At 68.4% G+C, this 16,252-nt stretch carries 15 protein-coding genes; 8 read left to right on the forward strand and 7 right to left on the reverse strand.

What is annotated here, in order from left to right; genetic code table 11:
* Nucleotides 1-92: 92 nt before the first annotated feature.
* The 7 genes from MLE27_RS01955 to MLE27_RS01985 form a co-directional block, all read right to left on the reverse strand.
* A complete protein-coding gene (locus MLE27_RS01955) occupies nucleotides 93-2,705 on the reverse strand; it encodes a TIGR03960 family B12-binding radical SAM protein (protein WP_243310353.1) in 2,613 nt (870 codons plus the stop codon).
* 54 nt (nucleotides 2,706-2,759) lie between these two features.
* On the reverse strand, nucleotides 2,760-3,107 hold the full coding sequence (locus MLE27_RS01960) for a hypothetical protein (RefSeq protein ID WP_243310198.1): 348 nt from the start codon (nucleotides 3,105-3,107) through the stop codon (nucleotides 2,760-2,762).
* Between the two features lie 86 nt (nucleotides 3,108-3,193).
* Nucleotides 3,194-4,336, reverse strand: a complete 1,143-nt coding sequence (locus MLE27_RS01965) for a glycosyltransferase family 4 protein (RefSeq protein ID WP_243310199.1) — start codon at nucleotides 4,334-4,336, stop codon at nucleotides 3,194-3,196.
* A 97-nt stretch (nucleotides 4,337-4,433) separates the two neighbouring features.
* On the reverse strand, nucleotides 4,434-5,288 hold the full coding sequence (locus MLE27_RS01970; RefSeq protein WP_243310200.1) for a glycosyltransferase family 2 protein: 855 nt from the start codon (nucleotides 5,286-5,288) through the stop codon (nucleotides 4,434-4,436).
* Nucleotides 5,282-6,946 carry a glycosyltransferase family 4 protein gene (locus MLE27_RS01975; protein ID WP_243310201.1) on the reverse strand — a complete coding sequence of 555 codons (1,665 nt, stop codon included), beginning with the start codon at nucleotides 6,944-6,946 and terminating at the stop codon, nucleotides 5,282-5,284. Before MLE27_RS01975 ends, MLE27_RS01970 begins: the two co-directional genes overlap by 7 nt.
* Nucleotides 6,943-8,322: an ABC transporter ATP-binding protein gene (locus tag MLE27_RS01980; protein WP_243310202.1), complete on the reverse strand. Its 1,380-nt coding sequence runs from the start codon at nucleotides 8,320-8,322 to the stop codon at nucleotides 6,943-6,945. The genes MLE27_RS01975 and MLE27_RS01980 overlap by 4 nt, the downstream gene beginning before the upstream one ends.
* Complete coding sequence (locus MLE27_RS01985; protein ID WP_243310203.1) at nucleotides 8,312-9,187, reverse strand: ABC transporter permease; 876 nt, start codon at nucleotides 9,185-9,187, stop codon at nucleotides 8,312-8,314. The genes MLE27_RS01980 and MLE27_RS01985 overlap by 11 nt, the downstream gene beginning before the upstream one ends.
* Nucleotides 9,188-9,244: 57 nt before the next feature.
* On the opposite strand from MLE27_RS01985, the gene MLE27_RS01990 reads away from it, so the two are divergent.
* The 8 genes from MLE27_RS01990 to bla all read left to right on the forward strand — a co-directional run bounded on the left by MLE27_RS01990 (nucleotide 9,245) and on the right by bla (nucleotide 16,093).
* Nucleotides 9,245-10,393 (forward strand): glycosyltransferase family 4 protein, encoded by a 1,149-nt coding sequence (locus MLE27_RS01990; protein ID WP_243310204.1) that lies wholly within the window; start codon nucleotides 9,245-9,247, stop codon nucleotides 10,391-10,393.
* Between the two features lie 4 nt (nucleotides 10,394-10,397).
* Nucleotides 10,398-11,252 carry a glycosyltransferase family 2 protein gene (locus MLE27_RS01995; protein ID WP_243310205.1) on the forward strand — a complete coding sequence of 285 codons (855 nt, stop codon included), beginning with the start codon at nucleotides 10,398-10,400 and terminating at the stop codon, nucleotides 11,250-11,252.
* 244 nt (nucleotides 11,253-11,496) lie between these two features.
* Nucleotides 11,497-11,622, forward strand: a complete 126-nt coding sequence (locus MLE27_RS17885; protein ID WP_279355630.1) for a hypothetical protein — start codon at nucleotides 11,497-11,499, stop codon at nucleotides 11,620-11,622.
* Nucleotides 11,615-11,974 (forward strand): helix-turn-helix domain-containing protein, encoded by a 360-nt coding sequence (locus tag MLE27_RS02000; RefSeq protein ID WP_243310206.1) that lies wholly within the window; start codon nucleotides 11,615-11,617, stop codon nucleotides 11,972-11,974. Before MLE27_RS17885 ends, MLE27_RS02000 begins: the two co-directional genes overlap by 8 nt.
* Before the next feature lie 3 nt (nucleotides 11,975-11,977).
* A complete protein-coding gene (locus tag MLE27_RS02005; RefSeq protein WP_243310207.1) occupies nucleotides 11,978-13,090 on the forward strand; it encodes a glycosyltransferase family 4 protein in 1,113 nt (370 codons plus the stop codon).
* A 96-nt stretch (nucleotides 13,091-13,186) separates the two neighbouring features.
* A complete protein-coding gene (locus MLE27_RS02010; RefSeq protein ID WP_243310208.1) occupies nucleotides 13,187-13,948 on the forward strand; it encodes an ABC transporter ATP-binding protein in 762 nt (253 codons plus the stop codon).
* Nucleotides 13,949-13,964: 16 nt separating this feature from the next.
* Entirely contained in the window at nucleotides 13,965-15,092 is a 1,128-nt protein-coding gene (locus tag MLE27_RS02015) for a branched-chain amino acid ABC transporter substrate-binding protein (protein ID WP_243310209.1), read from the forward strand.
* Between the two features lie 95 nt (nucleotides 15,093-15,187).
* A complete protein-coding gene (gene bla, locus MLE27_RS02020; RefSeq protein ID WP_243310210.1) occupies nucleotides 15,188-16,093 on the forward strand; it encodes a class A beta-lactamase in 906 nt (301 codons plus the stop codon).
* Nucleotides 16,094-16,252: the final 159 nt, after the last annotated feature.

A 16,252-nucleotide genomic window follows, 5' to 3' on the forward strand; every position in this document is an offset into this window, starting at 1 on the left:
CCACAATCGGCTATCCATAATGCATTCGCACCCTTGCGGCTAGTGCGCCGAACATGAAACCTCGGTCATGTTCGCCGGCCAACCCGACGGGATCATTCGAATATCTGGCGGATCTTGGTCAGGGTGAAGTCCTTGAAGGAGATGTCCTCGTTCACGGCCTTCACCAGCTTGAGGGGGCTGACGTAGCGGTTGCCCTCCCAGGAGAAGGTCAGGCGCAGGGTGTTGGGCGACTCTTCGGCCATGGCGGCGGCCAGTGGGCGGATGTCCACCGTGCGGGAGCCCTTCTTGGTCACGCTGAACCAGGGGAAGTGCTCCTGGGCCCAGAAGGCGCGCCACTGCTCCATGCGGGCGGCCAGTGCGTCGCCTTCCAGCAGGAATTCCAGCAGGAACTCCTCGGCCACGGGCTGGGCCACCTTCTTGCCCATGCCCAGCTCGTCCACGCGCGTCACGCGCAGGCCTTCGGGCAGCGCTCCGTCCAGGCGGGAGGCAACCTCGTCCGCCTCGGCCTGTTCGCGCAGGAACAGGGCGAACCACTCCTCCAGGCTTTCCACGCCAACGGGCAGGGCCCAGCCGAAAGTGATGAGCGGCATGGGGTGGAACCCGGCGGAGAAGGCGGGCTTGAGCCCGGAGCGGCGCAGGGCGCGCTCCAGCACGTTGGCCAGCTCCAGCTGGCTCAGGTAGGCCGCCGGGCCGGTCTTGGAGAACCAGACCCGGAAATGCGCGGCGCGGCGGGTCAGCTCCTCGCGGTGCTGGGGCGGGCCGGACCGTCCGGACGCGCGCTCACCAGCCTCCGCAGCCGTCAGATCCGCAGTCTCCCGGTCCCCGGCTACCTGGCTTTCAGCTTCCAGGGCGGCTTTCTCCGCTTCGAGGGAGGCCTTCCACTCGGGCTCGGGCAGGTTCAGGCGCGGGCGCACGCCGGGGGTGTGCAGCTCCGGCTCGGGGCACAGCTCGGGGCAGGCCCCGCACTGGCGGCAGGCGCCGAAGCGGCAGTCCTGGGTGTATTTCTCTTCCAGGGCGCGCTTGCGTTCGCGAAGCTGGTAGGCCTTGCCCACGCCGCAGCGCAGGTGGTCCCAGGGCAGGGGGCGGTCCGGGTCGCGGGCGTTCAGGTAGGCCGGAGCATCGATGGCGCAGTCCGCGAAGGCCTGCTCCCAGAGCGAGACGTCGAGCATGTCCACCCAGCTGCAGAACAGCGCGCCCAGGCGGTAGGCGCGCTCAACCGCCGGGGCCAGCGCCCTGTCCCCGCGCGAGAACACGCCCTCGAGCCAGCTCATGCCCGGCTCGTGCCAGCGCATGGTGATCTTCTTGTAGGGGGCCAGCGCATGGCGCACCAGGGCCAGCCTGCGCTCAGTCTCCTCCCTGTCGATCTGGGCCTCCCACTGGAAGGGGGTGTGCGGCTTGGGCACGAAGGTGGAGAGCGCCGCCGTGACCTGCAGGCGCTTGGCGCCCGGCGGAGCGCAGCGCAGCACCTTCACGGCCAGGTCGGCGATGGCCTGCAGGTCCTCGTCGGTCTCGGTGGGCAGGCCGATCATGAAATAGAGCTTGATGGACTGCCAGCCGGAGGCGAAGAGCCTCGTGGCGTGGGCCAGGATGTCCTCTTCGGTGATGCCCTTGTTGATGACCGCGCGCAGCCTGGCGCTGCCCGCCTCCGGGGCCACGGTTGCGCCGGTGCGGCGCAGCTTGGCCATGAGCGAGAGCATCCTGGGCGTGAGCGTGCCCGCGCGCAGCGAGGGCAGGCTGATGGCCACCTGGTCGGCCAGGCAGCGCCCGGCGGACTGCTCGAACAGGCTCTCCAGCGCGGAAAAATCCCCCGTGGAGAGCGAGAGGAAGGAAAGCTCCTCGTAGCCGGAGGCCGTGAGCCCCTGGTCGGCCAGCCGCGCAAGTTCCGGCAGGCTGCGCTCGCGCACAGGGCGGTAGATCATGCCCGCCTGGCAGAAGCGGCAGCCGCGCGTGCAGCCACGGGCGATCTCCAGGCTCAGGCGGTCGTGCACGGCCTGTCCGCAGGATACCGCGGGCAGCAGCGGGAAGGGCGCGGCGTCCAGGTCGGCAACCACCGCCTTCTCCACGCTGTCGTAGCCTTCGAGCAGGGGGTTGCCGTCCTCGAAGAAGGAGGGAACGTACACCCCGCGCACCTTGGCCAGTTCCTCCAACTGCTCCCGGCGGCTGAGTCCGCGCGCCTTGAAGCCCGGGATCATCTCCAGGATGTCGGGCAGCACCTCCTCGCCGTCGCCCAGCACGAAGGCGTCCACGAAGGGGGCCAGGGGCTCGGCGTTGAAGGCGCAGCCGCCGCCCGCCAGCACCAGCGGATGGGAGGCGGCGCGCTCGGCGGCGCGCAAGGGCAGCCCGGCCATGTCGAGGATGAAGAGCACGTTGGTGTAGCAGAGCTCGTGGGTCAGGTGGAAGGCCAGGGCGTCGAGTTCGGCCAGTGGCGTGTCCGACTCCAGGGTGCACAGGGGCGCGCCGTGCGCGCGCATGATGGCGGCGGCTTCCCTGGAGGGGGCGTAGACGCGTTCGGCCCAGAGCCCCTCGCGGCGGTTGACCGCCTCGGAGAGGATCTTCTGGCCGAGGTAGCTCATGCCGACCTCGTACAGGTCGGGAAATGCGAGGGCGACGCGGGCCGAGACCCCGGCGGGGTCCTTGCGGACCGCGCCCCATTCGGCCCCGGCGAAGTGGCTGGGCTTCGGAAGAAGGCGCAGGATGTGGCGCATGGTGAAAATAATGGACCGGCGCACGGATGCGCCGGTCCGGTAGAGGTCGGGGAGTTATTTCAGGATCAGGCCGGAGGGGCTCTTGCCGCCGGCGGCCATCTTGTTCAGGGCGCTGAGGTCGCGCGCGCTGGAGATCGTCAGGTTGGAGGTGGCCTCGATGTACTTGTTCTTCAGCTCTTCAGGGAAGGACTTGTACGTGTAGAGGATGTGGTCAGCCTTGATCTCCCCGGCGATCTCCGTCTCGAAGGGGTAGCCGAAGGGCATGAGCATCATCTGCACGCCCTGCTGGGTGGGCACGGTCTGGAGGATGGCCAGATCCTTGAGGCACTTGGTCTCTTCGTCCCATTTGCCCAGGACGGTCTCTCCGTTGATGAGCTTCACGAGGCGGATATCGTAGGACATGTGCTGGTCTCCTTGGGGATAGGCCGGATGCGGCCGGAAAATCATAGCGAGAAACTGGTGTTAGGTATGTTCGCGGGCCGGGCATGTCAAGGCGCGGGATTGCGCTTGGGCAGCGAGAGCGCAGCCTTGTAGGCCTCGGAGGCCACGCGCGCGGCCTTGTCCCACCCGAATTGCGCGGCGCGCTCCAGGCTGCGGCGGGAGAGCGCGGCCCGAAGTTCCGGGTCGCTCTCCAGGCGGCGCATGGCCTCGGCGATGGATTCGGGGTCCAGCGGATCGGCCAACAGCGCGGCCCCGCCAGCCACTTCCGGCAGGGAGGAGACGTTGGAGGTCACCACCGGCGCGCCCAGGCTCATGGCCTCGAGCACGGGCAGCCCGAAGCCCTCGAACAGCGAAGGGTACACGAAGCCCAGGCAGTTGGCGTAGAGCCAGGCCAGCTCCGCGTCGCCCACGTAGCCCGTGAGCCGCACCCGCGACCCGAGCCCCAGTTCCGCCACCAGCCGGGCCATGTCGTCCATGAGCCAGCCCTTGCCGCCAGCCAGCACCAGCGGAGCCGAGCCCCCCGCCCTGGCCAGGGCCTCCACCAGGCGGACCTGGTTCTTGCGCGGCTCGATGGTGCCCACGCTCAGCCAGAACTTGCCCGGCTCCACCCCGCGCAGGCGCTTGGGCTGCTCGGACGGGCATCCGGGCCCGAAACGGCTGGCCAGATGCATCACCCAGGCCCGCTCGCGCGGGAAATGCGGGAACACCCTCAGAAAATGGTCCAACGTGGCCTGAGAGTTGGCCAGCAGGGCGTCGGCCAGCAGGCTGGCCCGGAACACGCCCTCCATGCAGCCCACGCGGTTCTGCTCCGTGCTCCACTCCGGGTTCGTAAGGAAGCTCAGGTCGTGCAGGGTGTAGACCAGCCGCGCCTTCCCGAGCCCCTTGGGGCAGAAGAAGTTGTTGGAGTGCACGATGTCCGGGTCGCCAAGGCGGGCCTCGAAATCCTGGGGAGGGTTTCGCCAGAAGCGCCTGGAGCTGTCCAGCCACTTGAACATGGGCCCGAGCGCGCCGCCGCCGGGCCGGGCGCAGGAGGCCGGGGCCGGCTCCCAGAACAGGTCGCCGAACTGGGGGTAGCAGACGAAGTCCGGGGGCTGCGGCCCCGCCGCCAGGGCGTGCACCAGGCCGTGGGCCAGGTAGCCGCAGCCGGTCTTGCCCGCGCCGGTCTGGCTGACGTCGAAGCCTACGCGCATGGGCCGCACCGCCGACAGTTCAAGCGCAACATGAGATTATTTCCAATATCAGGAACAGTTACGGCACGTTCCCGGCCAAGTTCCCCACCGGCGAGGCTCACCACCCCATCCAGGAGCGCACCGTGCGCCACAGCGTGCGGGAGACGCCCTTGTTCCACCACAGGCTGGCCCCCAGGGTGAACAGCGAGATGAGCGCCGTGGTGGATTTGCGCTCCGGCTTCAGGCCCCAGGAGTCGCGCAGCAGGGCGTGGGCCCAGTTGGCCAGCCAGCGGTCCGGCACGTAGCCCAGGGTGTCGGCCATCATGGAGTTGATCTCGGCGTGCACCTGCAGGCGCTGGCCCAGGGTCTTGGTGTCGGGGTAGAAGCGCGACCCGGCCAGCTTCACGGGGATGAAGTCGAAGCGCGCCCCGCCCAGGCCCAGGCGCAGCCAGTATTCGTAGTCCATGCAGTAGCGCAGGTTCACGTCCGGCAGGCCCCAGCGGGCCACCACCCGGCGGCGGAAGAACAGCGCGGGCTGGCAGATGAAGCAGGTATCCTCCAGGCGGTCCATGTCGAAGGGCTCGGCGGGATAGGGCTCAATCACACCGTCGTTCACATCGATGTGGTCGGCCATGCCGTAGACCACGTCGCACTCCGGGTTTGCCTCGAAGTGCTCGAGCACCGCCTGGAAGGCCCCGGGGTAGTACACGTCGTCGGAGTTGAGCCAGCCGATGATCTCGCCAGTGGTCACGGCGATGCCCTTGTTCACGGCGTCGGTCTGGCCCTTGTCCCGCTCGGAGACGAAGTGCAGCCGCCCTTCGTAGGGCTTCACGTGGTCGGCGGTGTCGTCGCAGGAGTCGCCGTCCATTACCACGTATTCCACGGGCACGCCCTGGCCCAGCACCGATTCGATGGTGCGCACGATGAACCGGCCCTGATTGAAGGAAGGGGTGACAACGCTCAGCGTCAGCATTGGGAGCTCCGAAGCAGGTCGCAGGTTTGCCCGCCCGTGAGGCGCAGGGCCAGGCAGCGGATGCCGGGTACGGTATCATGGCCCGGGGGGATGTCGAAATTGATTTCCAGGCAGCCGCCGTAGGGGCTGGCCAGGCGGTCGAGTTTCCATTCGGAGCCGGGGGCGATCTCGCGGCGCGGCGAGACGAGCTTGCCGTCCAGCAGGGCTTCGCAGGCCACGGGCGCGGAGCCCTCGTTGCGGAAACGGGCCTCGATCCACTGCCTGCCCGGCGCGGGGCCGAAGGCGGCGAACACACGCCCGCCTACGCCGTCGGCGCTCACGCCCTCGCAGACATGGCTCTGGACTCCAAGGCGACGCATGGCCTCGTCCAGCAGGTCCAGGTAGTCGCGCGCCATGCGCTGCGAACCGCCGAAGGAGGCCGCCCTGGCCCTGCCCTTCTGCGACAGCTCGGCGGCAAGCCCCGGCTCGACGGCGATGCGGGTCATGGCCGCGGCCACGTCCTCTGGCTTGCGCGGGTCGAAGAGCAGCACGGCCTCGCCGCCCACCTCGGGCAGGCTGGTCACGTTGGAGCACAGCACGGGCACGCCCATGGCCATGGCCTCGGCCACGGGCATCCCGTAGCCCTCGAAGAGCGAGGGGAAGATCAAGGCCAGGGCCCCGGAGGTGAGCGCGGCCAGGTCCTCATCGGAGACATACCCCGTGAACAGCACCCGCTCGCCCAGGTTCATGGCCTGGGCCGCCTGGCGCAGCTCGGCTGCCGCGCCCGTGTCCGCCCCAGTGAGCACCAGCTTGAGCCCGGAGCCCGGATTGGTCGCCGCGTGCAGGCCCAGGGCCGTAAGCAGCACCGCGTGGTTCTTGTGAGGCCAGAAGTTGGCCGGGTAGATCAGGTAGCCCTGGCGCGTCAGGCCCTGCCGGGCCAGCACGGCCTCGATCTGGGCCTCGCCGGGCGGGTTCAGGCGCTCGGGCAGGCGGGTGAACACGGTGCGCACCTTGCGCGGGGGCAGGTTCGTGTAGTCGAGCACCGTCGCGCGCACATAGTCCGACACGCAGGCCACCAGCGTGGCCCGTCTGGCCACCAACTGGTAGGTCTGGTCGCGGCCCCGGCGCTCCTCCTCGCTGAAGAACTGCGGGTAGTAGTGGTGTTGCAGGTCGTGCACCAGGGAGACCAGGGGGGTTTCCGGGTGCTGGAAATAGGGGCGCGTGAAGGGGCAGAACCAGGCGTCCACGGGCCTGCCCAGGAGCCTGCGCGGCGGCTTCACCTGCCAGGAGCGCTGCGCGGGGATCACCTTGAGGTTGGCGCACTCCAGCTCCTTGAGCTCTGCCACGCTGGCCTCGCCCGTGACCAGCACGAAGGTCCAGTCGGGAGCCAGGGCGGCCATTGCCTCAAGGGCGTTGATCGCCAGCACCTTGGCCCCGCCGTTGGCCCCGCCGGGCAGCAGGGGCAAGAGGTCAACGCCGATCAGCGGGGTCTCGCCGGGCCTGCGGTCCACGGCCAGAGCCGGGACGAGGCGGCGCAAGGCGCGCCAGCCCAGATCCCACCAGCGCCAGAGCCGCTGGTTGAGCATGAGCAGCCTGTCGAACCAGGCGGGCAGCGGGGCTTCGGCGCGAAAGCCCGTGGTGATGTCGCGGATGACGTCCTTGAAGGACTCGGTGTTCATGCGGAAGTATCTCCGCCGGGCAGGAACGCGGCGCGCGCAGAGCCCGGCAGGTTGGCCACCCCGTGGTGCGTGAGCTGCACGGGGGAGGTGTCGGCGGTGCGGAAGGTCACGGCCAGGGAGCCCGCGTTGGAAAGCGTGGAGAGCACCGTGTTGCGCCCGTCCAGCTCGGGGTGGGTCATCTCGGAGCGGCGGGCGAAATCGGCGGCGCTCATGGCGGTCATGCCCGCGCCGAAGGTGTACTCGCCCACGGCGAGGTCCAGCTTGACCTCGTAGACGAAGCGCAGCAGCGACCCGGCAGGCACGTATTCGGGCACCCGGCAGTCGTATTGCAGGGTGTTCTTGCCGAACACGATCACGCCCTTGTCGCTGACCAGCTCCACCCCGGCCACGGGTACTTCCAGAGGCTCGTGCACGCGGTATTCCACGTGGAAATAGGCCCTGTCTCCCTGCTCGAAAGCCCTTGCGGGAATACCCTGGGCGTCCAGCACGGCCACGCCCAGGCACTCCACCCGGCCGGACTCGGCCCGGCCCGCGCCGGAGATGTCCAGGAAGGCCGACGGTTCGGGCCAGAAGCCCTCGGTCCCGAAGCCCTCCACCGTCACGCCTTCGGGCAATCCGACTGAGGGTTCCCCTGCGGAGTCCCCGGCGGCGCGCAGCATGAAGAGCTTCACCGCGTCCATGGCCGAGCCCATGAAGATGGTCCGGCCGCGCTCCAGATAGAGGGCGCGGGTGCAGAACTGGGCCACGTCGTTCATGGCGTGGGAGACGAGCACCACGGCCACACCCTTGTCCATGAGCGATTGCAGGCGCGCGTAGCATTTCTGGCGGAAGAACACGTCGCCCACGGCCAGGGCCTCGTCCACAATGAGCACCTCGGGCTCCAGGCAGATGGTCACGGCGAAGGCCAGGCGCAGGAACATGCCCGAGGAGTAGGTGCGCACGGGTTGGTCGATGTGCTCGCCGATGTCGGCGAAGTCGAGGATCTCGTCCATGCGCCGCTCGGCCACCTTGCGCGGCACGCCAAGCACCGCCGCGTTCACGAACACGTTCTGGCGGCCGGTGAAGTCGGGCTTGAAGCCGCTGCCCAGCTCCAGCAGGGCGGCCACGCGCCGGGGCGTCTCCACGCGGCCCGTGGTGGGCGAGAGCACCCCGGCCAGAATCTGCAGGAGCGTGCTCTTGCCCGCGCCGTTGCGCCCGATGATGCCGAAGGCCTCGCCCGGGTTGATCTCGAAGGAGACGTCGCGCAGGGCCCAGTGCTCCTTGTAGTAGGTGCGCCCGCCCGTGGCCAGCAGTTGGCGCAGGCGGTCCTGGGGGCGCTTGTAGAGGTGGTAGACCTTGCCCAGCCCCTCCGCCACGATGAGCGGATTAGAGGACATCGGCGAACACCTTCTTGAGCTGCATGAACCAGGCGAAGCCGAGCAGCGCGAAAATCAGGGCGACGAGGCTGGTCAGCCCCAGGGCCGTCCAGTCAGGGGCCTGGCCCCAGAGCAGGGTGCGCCGGAAGTGCTCGATGACCACGTGCAGTGGGTTGGCGGCCAGCAGGAAGCGGTAGCGCTCGGGCACGGCCTCCAGCGGATAGACTATCGGGGTCAAGAAGAAATAGAGCTGCATGAAGGCCGTGACCATGTGGCCCACGTCCTTGGCGGCGACGCCGATCGGGGCCAGCCAGAGCCCCAGGCCCGAGGCCAGGAGCGCCAGGGGCACGTAGCCCAGCGGGGCCAGCACGGCCGTCTCCGGGATGCCGTCCCCGGTGACCAGGCGCGCGACGCAGACCAGCCCCAGCGTCAGCAGGGACTGCGCGCACAGGGCCAGGGCCACGCTTACGGGCAGCACCTCCAGCGGGAAGACCACCTTCTTCACGAAGTTCACGTTCTCGGCCATGAGCGTGGCCCCGCGCGCGGCGGACCCGGCCACCACCTCGAAGCAGGCCAGCCCCGCGAGCAGGGCCAGGGCGAACTCGGTCACCCCGCCCTTGCCGCCGCCGCTCCAGGAGGTCTTGAAGACCACCGAGAACACGAAGGTGTAGACGCCCAGGGTGATGAGCGGGGTGATGAGGCTCCAGAGCATGCCCAACTGGGTGCCCTGGAAGCGGCCGGTGAACTCCAGCCGGGTGAACTCGCGCAGGATTTCGCGGTGGCGCAGGAAATGACGGAAGACTCCCGCGGGCGACGCCAGAGCGAGGGTTTGCCGCAGGGTGCTGGCCAGGCTGGCCGGGGGCTGTGCTGCTATGGTCTTTCGCATGAACAGACTTGCTTATTCCACAAAATTGACGCATGTCAACGCGTCGGAGTCCCGCTCATGCCCAAGGTTTTGCGCGTCGGAATCGACGCTAGCCCCCTCGCCTACCCCTTCCGCACCGGCATCGGCCGGTATCTGGAATCCATTCTGCCGCGCCTGGTGGAGGCCTCCGAGGGGCAGGCCCGCTTCACGCTCTTCGCGGGCAGGCCGCTGGTGAACCCGGCGGCCCTGGCCCTGGTGGAGCAGGGGCTGGCCAAGGCCGTCACCGCCAAGGTGCCCTCGCTCTACGCCTGGCAGCAAACCGGCATGCTCCTGCAACGCCTGATGCACCCGCAGGACGTTTTTTTCTCCCCCGACGGGCTGTTCCCGCCGCTTCTGCCGGGCAAGGCCGTGGGGATGTACCACGACGTGCTCTGGCACGCCCACCCCGAGACCCTGGCCTTCCACATCCGCACCGTGTTCCGCCTGCGCCACAAGGCCGGGCTTCGCCGCGCGGACAGGGCCATCACCGGCACCGAGGCCTCCCGCCGGGAGATGCTGCGCGTGTTCGGCAAGGTGGCGGAAAAGCTCGAGGTGCTGCCCAGCTACGGGGTGGACATGGCCCACTTCCGCCCCCCGCGCGAGGACGAGGCGGGCCTCGAGGGCGACTTCCGCGCTCGCATGAACCTGAGCGAGCCTTTCCTGCTCACGGCGGGCAACCTCCAGCCGCACAAGAACCTGGCCGTGGTGCCCCAGGCCCTGGACATCCTGCTGCGCCAGGGCCGCGACGTGCCAGTGCTGGCCGTGGCCGGTTTCGGCGACCAGGAGGCCCTGCGCGCCTCACTGCCCGAGGGCTTCCCGGCGGACAAGGTCCGCTGCCTGGGCTACCTCTCCGAGGCGGACCTGTGCCAGGCCTACCGTCTGGCCCTGGCCTACGTTTTCCCCTCGCTCTACGAGGGATTCGGCCTGCCCGTGGTGGAGGCCCAGTCCTCCGGCGCGCCCGTGATCTACGCCGACGCCACCAGCCTGCCCGAGGTGGCCGGAGACGCTGGCCTGCCCTTCTACCCCGAATCCCCGGAGGACCTGGCGGCCAAGATTTCCATGATCCTCGACCAGCCGGACCTGCGCAAGCAGATGGTGGCCAAGGGCTTCGTGCAGTCGGCCAAGTTCCGCTGGGACCGCGCCGCCGAGACGCTCTGGCGCGTGCTGCGCGAAGCGGCGGGAGCGTAAGGCCGTGCCCGCCCTGCCCCGCATCACAGTCGTCACGCCATCTTACAATCAGGCGCAATACCTGGCCCGAACGCTCGACAGCGTGGCCATGCAGAAAGGCGTGGACGTGGAGCATTTCGTGCTCGACGGCGGCTCCACCGACAACACGGTGGAGATCATCCGGGAGCACGGCGGCCACCTGGCCTGGTGGCGCAGCGAGAAGGACGCAGGACAGACGGCGGCACTTATCGAAGGTTTCGAGCGCGCCACGGGGCGGGTGCTCTGCTGGCTCAACTCCGACGACTACTTCTGGGACGACCAGGCCCTCCTGCGTGTTGCCCGGGCCTTCGCCGCCACCCCGGACGCGGCCATGGTCACGGGCGACACGGCGCTGGTGGCCGAAGACGGCCACCCCGTGATGATGGACATGGTCTGGCGGCCCTCGGCCCGGCAGATGCGCCACAACATGGCCGTGCCCCAGCAGTCCACCTTCTGGAGCGCCGAGGCCTACCGCGCCGTGGGCGGCATCGACCCCAACTTCCGCTACTGCATGGATTTCGACCTGTTCCAGCGCATGAGCCAGGGCAGGCGCATCGTGCGCATCCCGCACGTGCTGGCGGCCTTCAGGCTGCAGCCCGCCTCCAAGACCGCCACCTGGGGCGACGTGTTCCGCAGGGAGGTGGCCATCTGCCAGGGACGCTACGGCAAGGGTTTGGCCCACGCCCTGGCGGTCAAGGCCGTAACCATGGAGATCAGGCTGGGCGCTGCCTGGGCGGAACTGTGCGCCCTGGCATCGGGCCGCAAGCTGCCCTGCCTGGCCAATGCCCGTTGGGAGCCCTGCCGGGCCTGGGTGCGCAAGACATACGGCCTGCAATTCTAGGCCGTTTCCTCGTGGCCTGTTGACCGCTATCCGGCGCTGCCGTATATAAAGCCATGCGCTTCGAATTCATCAGCTGGAAAGTTTCGCCGCCGTCCGCGACGATCTCTTTTCGGAAGATGCGTTCCTGGAACTGCAACTCCACCTCGCCAGCCAGCCGGACGCCGGGGCCGTGATCCCCGGAACGGGAGGATGCAGGAAGCTGCGCTGGGCCGCCCGCGGCAAAGGCCGACGCGGCGGCTCCAGAGTGATCTACTTCATCCAGCTCCATCCCGGCAGGATCGTGCTCGTCACCGCCTATTCCAAGGGCGAGCAGGAGGATATCCCACGGGAATGGCTGCGCAGGATCAAGGAGGCTTACGACCATGAGTAAGGCCAAACAGAGTCTCGCCGCGCTGATGGATGCTCTCGATTCAGGCGAAAAGCCGCGTTGGGCGCGCAAGACCGTGTTCCTGCCCAGGGAGGACGGCTCCCTGCTCCGGCGGGTTATCCGCGAGAACGGGGAAATTGAGAAGGAAGAGATCATCAGCGCGGAGAAGTGCCCGCACATGGCCGCCAGAGCCAGAACGGGCCTGTCCCAAAGCCAGTTCGCCGCCTTGCTCGGCATTTCCGTGCGCACCCTTCACGACTGGGAGCAGGGACGCCGCGAGCCCTCCGGCCCGGCCAAAACCCTGCTCAAGATCGTCACGCGACACCCCGAGGTGTTGCGCGACATGGCGGACTGAACCATGCGCATCGGCGTCAGCTGCCGCAGCCTGGAGTACGCCTCCGGCGGGGTGAAGGAATACCTGGTCAGCCTCCTGCGCGCCCTGCTGGAGCAGGACAAGCGCAACACCTACGTGCTCTTCCACTCCCAGCCGCATTTCTTCGGCTCCTTCGAGGGCGCGGAGGAATACGCGCTGAACTGCTCCAACCGGCTGCTGTTCGACTGGGTCATGCTGCCCTCGGCCCTGGCCCACCACGGCATCGACGTGGCCTTCTTCCCCTCCTCCAACATGCCGCCGCGCGTGCCCTGCAAGGCCGTGGCCGCCATGATGGACCTGGGCTACTTCCAGCCCGGGCCGCGCATGTACAAGCTGGCGGACACCCTCTACATGAAATGGGCCATGCGCTACACGGCCTGCCGCGCCGACGGCTTCATCGCCATCTCGGAGCACACCCGGCGCGACATGACGCACATCCTGGGCATCCCGGCGGAGCGCATCGCCGTGACCCCACTGGCGGCGGACGACATCTATCATCAGCCCCTGGAGCCCGAGGACGTGTTCCGTTTCAAGATGCGCCACGGCCTGGAGCGGCCCTTCTTCCTCTACACGGGCAACATCTCGCCCCGGAAAAACCTGCGTGCCCTGCTCACGGCCTTCGCCCAGGCCAAGGACTCCCTGGACGCCGACCTGGTGGTCACGGGCGGGCTCTCCTGGGACGACGACTGGAGCAGCTGGGTGCGCTCCCTGGGCATAGAGGCCAGGGTGCGCCGCCTGGGCTACGTGGAGCGCGGGGACATGCCCCTGCTCTACGCGGCCTCCATGGCCTACGTGTTCCCATCGGTGTTCGAAGGCTTCGGCCTGCCCGTGCTGGAGGCCCAGGCCATGGGCGTGCCCGTGATCTGCTCCGACGCCACGAGCCTGCCCGAGGTGGCGGGCCAGAGCGCCCGCATGGTCAACCCCACGGACGTGACCGGGCTGGCCCGGGCGCTCACCGAGGTGGCCTCCGATCCCGCCCTGCGCACCCGTTTGAGCGAGCTGGGCAAGGCCAACGAGGCGCGTTTCTCCTGGAAGGCCACGGCGGAAAAAACGCTGGCCGTGTTCGAGGCCGTTTACGCCGGAAACCAGCCCCGCTGACGGCTCCGGCCGTTCGCGGTCTTAACAATCTTGCCAATTCAGAGCCTAACGGGTAACAATCATCGCTCATTCCTGACAAGGAGCTCGGTTCCCTCAATGTCCCATCTGGTATTCGAAGACGTGTCCGTCCGTTTCGGCGGCCTGCAGGCGCTCTGCGACGTCAGCTTCGAGCTGCGCCCGGGCGAGATCCTCGGGCTCATCGGCCCCAACGGCGCGGGCAAGACCACGGTGTTCAACGTCATCACCGGGGTGTACTCCATCAGCGGCGGCCGCGCCTCCTACAACGGCGCTCCCCTGGCGGGCACGCCCCCGCACCGGATACTGCGCATGGGCCTGGCCCGCACCTTCCAGAACATCCGCCTGTTTCCGAACATGACGGCGCTGGAAAACGTGATGATCGCCCAGCACAGCCGCACCAAGAGCGGCGTGGCCGGAGCCATGCTGCGCCTGCCCTCGCAGCGCGCCGAAGAGGCCCGCATCCGCGAGAAGGCCCGCTGGGCGCTTGACTTCATGGGCCTGGGCGAACTGGCCGACGAACAGGCCAAGAACCTGGCCTACGGCCTGCAGCGCCGCCTGGAGATCTCGCGCGCGCTGGCCAGCGAGCCGCGCACCATCCTGCTCGACGAACCCGCCGCAGGGCTCAACCCCACCGAATCCTCCGCCCTCATGCAGGACATCGGCCGCATCCTCGACCAGGGCATCAACGTGCTCATGGTGGAGCACGACATGAAGGTTGTCATGGGCCTGTGCACGCGCATCGTGGTGCTGGAGCACGGAGAGAAGATCGCCGAGGGGCTGCCCTCGGAAATCCGCAAGGACCAAAGGGTCATCGAGGCCTACCTCGGCACGGCCCACTAACACTCAGGAGGACCACATGGCGAAAAGGATCATCTGGCTGGCTGTCCTGGCGCTCACCCTGGGCGTGGCCGCAGCGCACGCCGCCCCGCTCAAGATCGGCGTGCTCGCGCCCATCTCCGGCTCTTCGGCCGCCGACGGCAACGACATCGTGAAGGGCGTGAAGACCGCCGTGGAAGTGGTCAAGGCCGAGGGCGGCATCCCCGGCTTCGACGACATCCAGGTTGAAGTGCAGGACGGCGCGTGCGATCCCCGCCAGGCCGTGGCCGCCGCCAACAAGCTTGCCAACATGAAGGTCGCGGGCGTCATCGGCGAATACTGCTCCTCCGCCACCATCCCCGCCTCCGAGGTGCTCAATGAGGAAAAGATCCCCATGATCACCCCGGCCTCCACCAACCCCAAGGTCACCCAGCGCGGCTTCAAGTACATGTACCGCATGTGCGGCCTCGACATCGACCAGGCCATCGCCGCCACCAAGTTCATGAAGGACGTGCTCAAGGCCAAGACCATCTACATCGTGGACGACAAGACCACCTACTCCCAGCACCTGGCCGAGTACGTGGCCGAGGAGGCCAAGAAGGCCGGCCTGACCGTGGTGGCCCACGAGCACGTCAACGACGGCGACATGGACTACTCCGCCGTGCTGACCAAGGTGAAGGCCGCCGCTCCCGACGTGTTCTACATGAGCCTGCAGAGCTCCTCCTCGGGCATCCGCATGATCAAGCAGTACCGCCAGATCGGCATCAAGAGCGCCGTTCTGTCGCAGGACGCCGTGTACCACCCGAACTTCATCAAGGAAGCCCCCGAGGCCTCCCAGGGCGTGTTCTTCACCTTCGGCTACGCCGACAAGAACGCCCCGGTGTACAAGAAGTTCCTGGACAAATACACCGCCCTGAACGGCGAGCCCGGCGCGTATTCCGCCTATGCGTTCGACTCCGCCTACGCCCTGCTCTCCGCCATCAAGGCCGCCAAGAGCGCCGACCCGGACAAGATCCGCGCCGAACTGCTCAAGATGAACACCCAGGGCGCGTCCAAGATCATCCGCTTCGCAGAGAACGGCGACTCGGGCTCGAACTACGCCATCTACAAGGTCGAGGGCGACAAGTACAAGGAGTACTGGAACCCCGAGACCGGCAAGATGTTCTAACTCAGCATTGCAAAGCCTGGAGCCCCGCCCGGGGCTCCAGGCCTTTTTCCAGCGCCCCCGCCAGACGGGGGCATTTTTTTGAGGAGGCCCGCTCCATGAACGCCGCCACATCAGCCAGCACAGGCGCCATCACCCGCCGCTCCGTCCTGCTCTCCCTCTTCGCGCTGCCCTTGCTGGGCGCTTGCGCCAAATTTTCCAGCACATCCGGCCGGAGCGTCTTCACGGACCAACTCGCGCAGCTTGAAGCGGAATCCGGCGGGCGGCTGGGCGTGTTCGCGCTGAACACCGCCAGCGGATCGACGCTCTCGCACCGCCCGGACGAGCGCTTCCCCATGTGCAGCACCTTCAAGCTCATGCTCGCCGCCGCCGTGCTGAAGCGCGCCGAGACCGAGCCCGACCTCATGGAGCGCGTGATCCCGGTTGAGCCCGGCGACCTGCTCAAGTGGGCTCCCGCCGCCAAGGAGCGTGTGGGCAAGGGGATGACCGTGACGGAGCTCTGCTCCGCCGCCATGCAGGTGAGCGACAACACCGCCGCCAACCTGCTGCTGCGGCTGCTGGGCGGCCCGGAGGCGCTGACGGCGTTCGCCCGCTCCATCGGGGACGAAGCCTTCCGGCTGGACCGCTGGGAGCCGGAGCTGAACACCGCCATCCCCGGCGACCCGCGCGACACCACCACCCCCGCGGCCATGGCCCGCAGCCTTGAGCGCCTGGCCCTGGGCGACGCTCTGGCCCCGGCGCAGCGCGGGCTGCTGCTGCGCTGGCTGGAGGGCAACGCAACGGGCGCGGGCAAGATACGCGCGGGCGTTCCCGAGGGCTGGCGCGTGGGGGACAAGACCGGCTCCGGCGACTACGGCACCACCAACGACGTGGCTGTGATCCTGCCGCCTTCCGGTTCTCCTCTGATTGTGGCCGTGTACCTGACCCAGCCCGTGCGGGACGCCGCATACCGCATCGACGCGCTGGCCTCGGCGGCGCGCATCGCGGTCCTGGCGCTGCGCTGAACCCCGCGAAGCCGTAAGGGATTGCAAAGGGAGGAACTCCCTTCGCCCGCCGGAGGCTCTCCCTTTCCGTTGGCTCCGGTCATGGCCTCCGCAGGGCCGCACTGGCCGGGGGGGTTGGGGGAAAACGGCCCCGGGGGCCCGGGCGGGGGCCCGGCACGG

This window comes from Fundidesulfovibrio agrisoli, assembly GCF_022808715.1.
GTDB lineage: Bacteria > Desulfobacterota > Desulfovibrionia > Desulfovibrionales > Desulfovibrionaceae > Fundidesulfovibrio > Fundidesulfovibrio agrisoli.

Excerpts from the sequence above, each read along its gene's own strand:
- MLE27_RS01985 (WP_243310203.1), bottom strand. The coding sequence starts at position 9,187 with ATGCGAAAGACCATAGCAGCACAGCCCCCGGCCAGCCTGGCCAGCACC.
- MLE27_RS01975 (WP_243310201.1), bottom strand. The coding sequence starts at position 6,946 with ATGAACACCGAGTCCTTCAAGGACGTCATCCGCGACATCACCACGGGC.
- MLE27_RS02010 (WP_243310208.1), top strand. The coding sequence starts at position 13,187 with ATGTCCCATCTGGTATTCGAAGACGTGTCCGTCCGTTTCGGCGGCCTG.
- MLE27_RS02000 (WP_243310206.1), top strand. The coding sequence starts at position 11,615 with ATGAGTAAGGCCAAACAGAGTCTCGCCGCGCTGATGGATGCTCTCGAT.
- MLE27_RS02015 (WP_243310209.1), top strand. The coding sequence starts at position 13,965 with ATGGCGAAAAGGATCATCTGGCTGGCTGTCCTGGCGCTCACCCTGGGC.
- MLE27_RS01980 (WP_243310202.1), bottom strand. The coding sequence starts at position 8,322 with ATGTCCTCTAATCCGCTCATCGTGGCGGAGGGGCTGGGCAAGGTCTAC.
- MLE27_RS01955 (WP_243310353.1), bottom strand. The coding sequence starts at position 2,705 with ATGCGCCACATCCTGCGCCTTCTTCCGAAGCCCAGCCACTTCGCCGGG.
- MLE27_RS01990 (WP_243310204.1), top strand. The coding sequence starts at position 9,245 with ATGCCCAAGGTTTTGCGCGTCGGAATCGACGCTAGCCCCCTCGCCTAC.
- MLE27_RS01960 (WP_243310198.1), bottom strand. The coding sequence starts at position 3,107 with ATGTCCTACGATATCCGCCTCGTGAAGCTCATCAACGGAGAGACCGTC.
- MLE27_RS01970 (WP_243310200.1), bottom strand. The coding sequence starts at position 5,288 with ATGCTGACGCTGAGCGTTGTCACCCCTTCCTTCAATCAGGGCCGGTTC.
- bla (WP_243310210.1), top strand. The coding sequence starts at position 15,188 with ATGAACGCCGCCACATCAGCCAGCACAGGCGCCATCACCCGCCGCTCC.
- MLE27_RS01965 (WP_243310199.1), bottom strand. The coding sequence starts at position 4,336 with ATGCGCGTAGGCTTCGACGTCAGCCAGACCGGCGCGGGCAAGACCGGC.
- MLE27_RS02005 (WP_243310207.1), top strand. The coding sequence starts at position 11,978 with ATGCGCATCGGCGTCAGCTGCCGCAGCCTGGAGTACGCCTCCGGCGGG.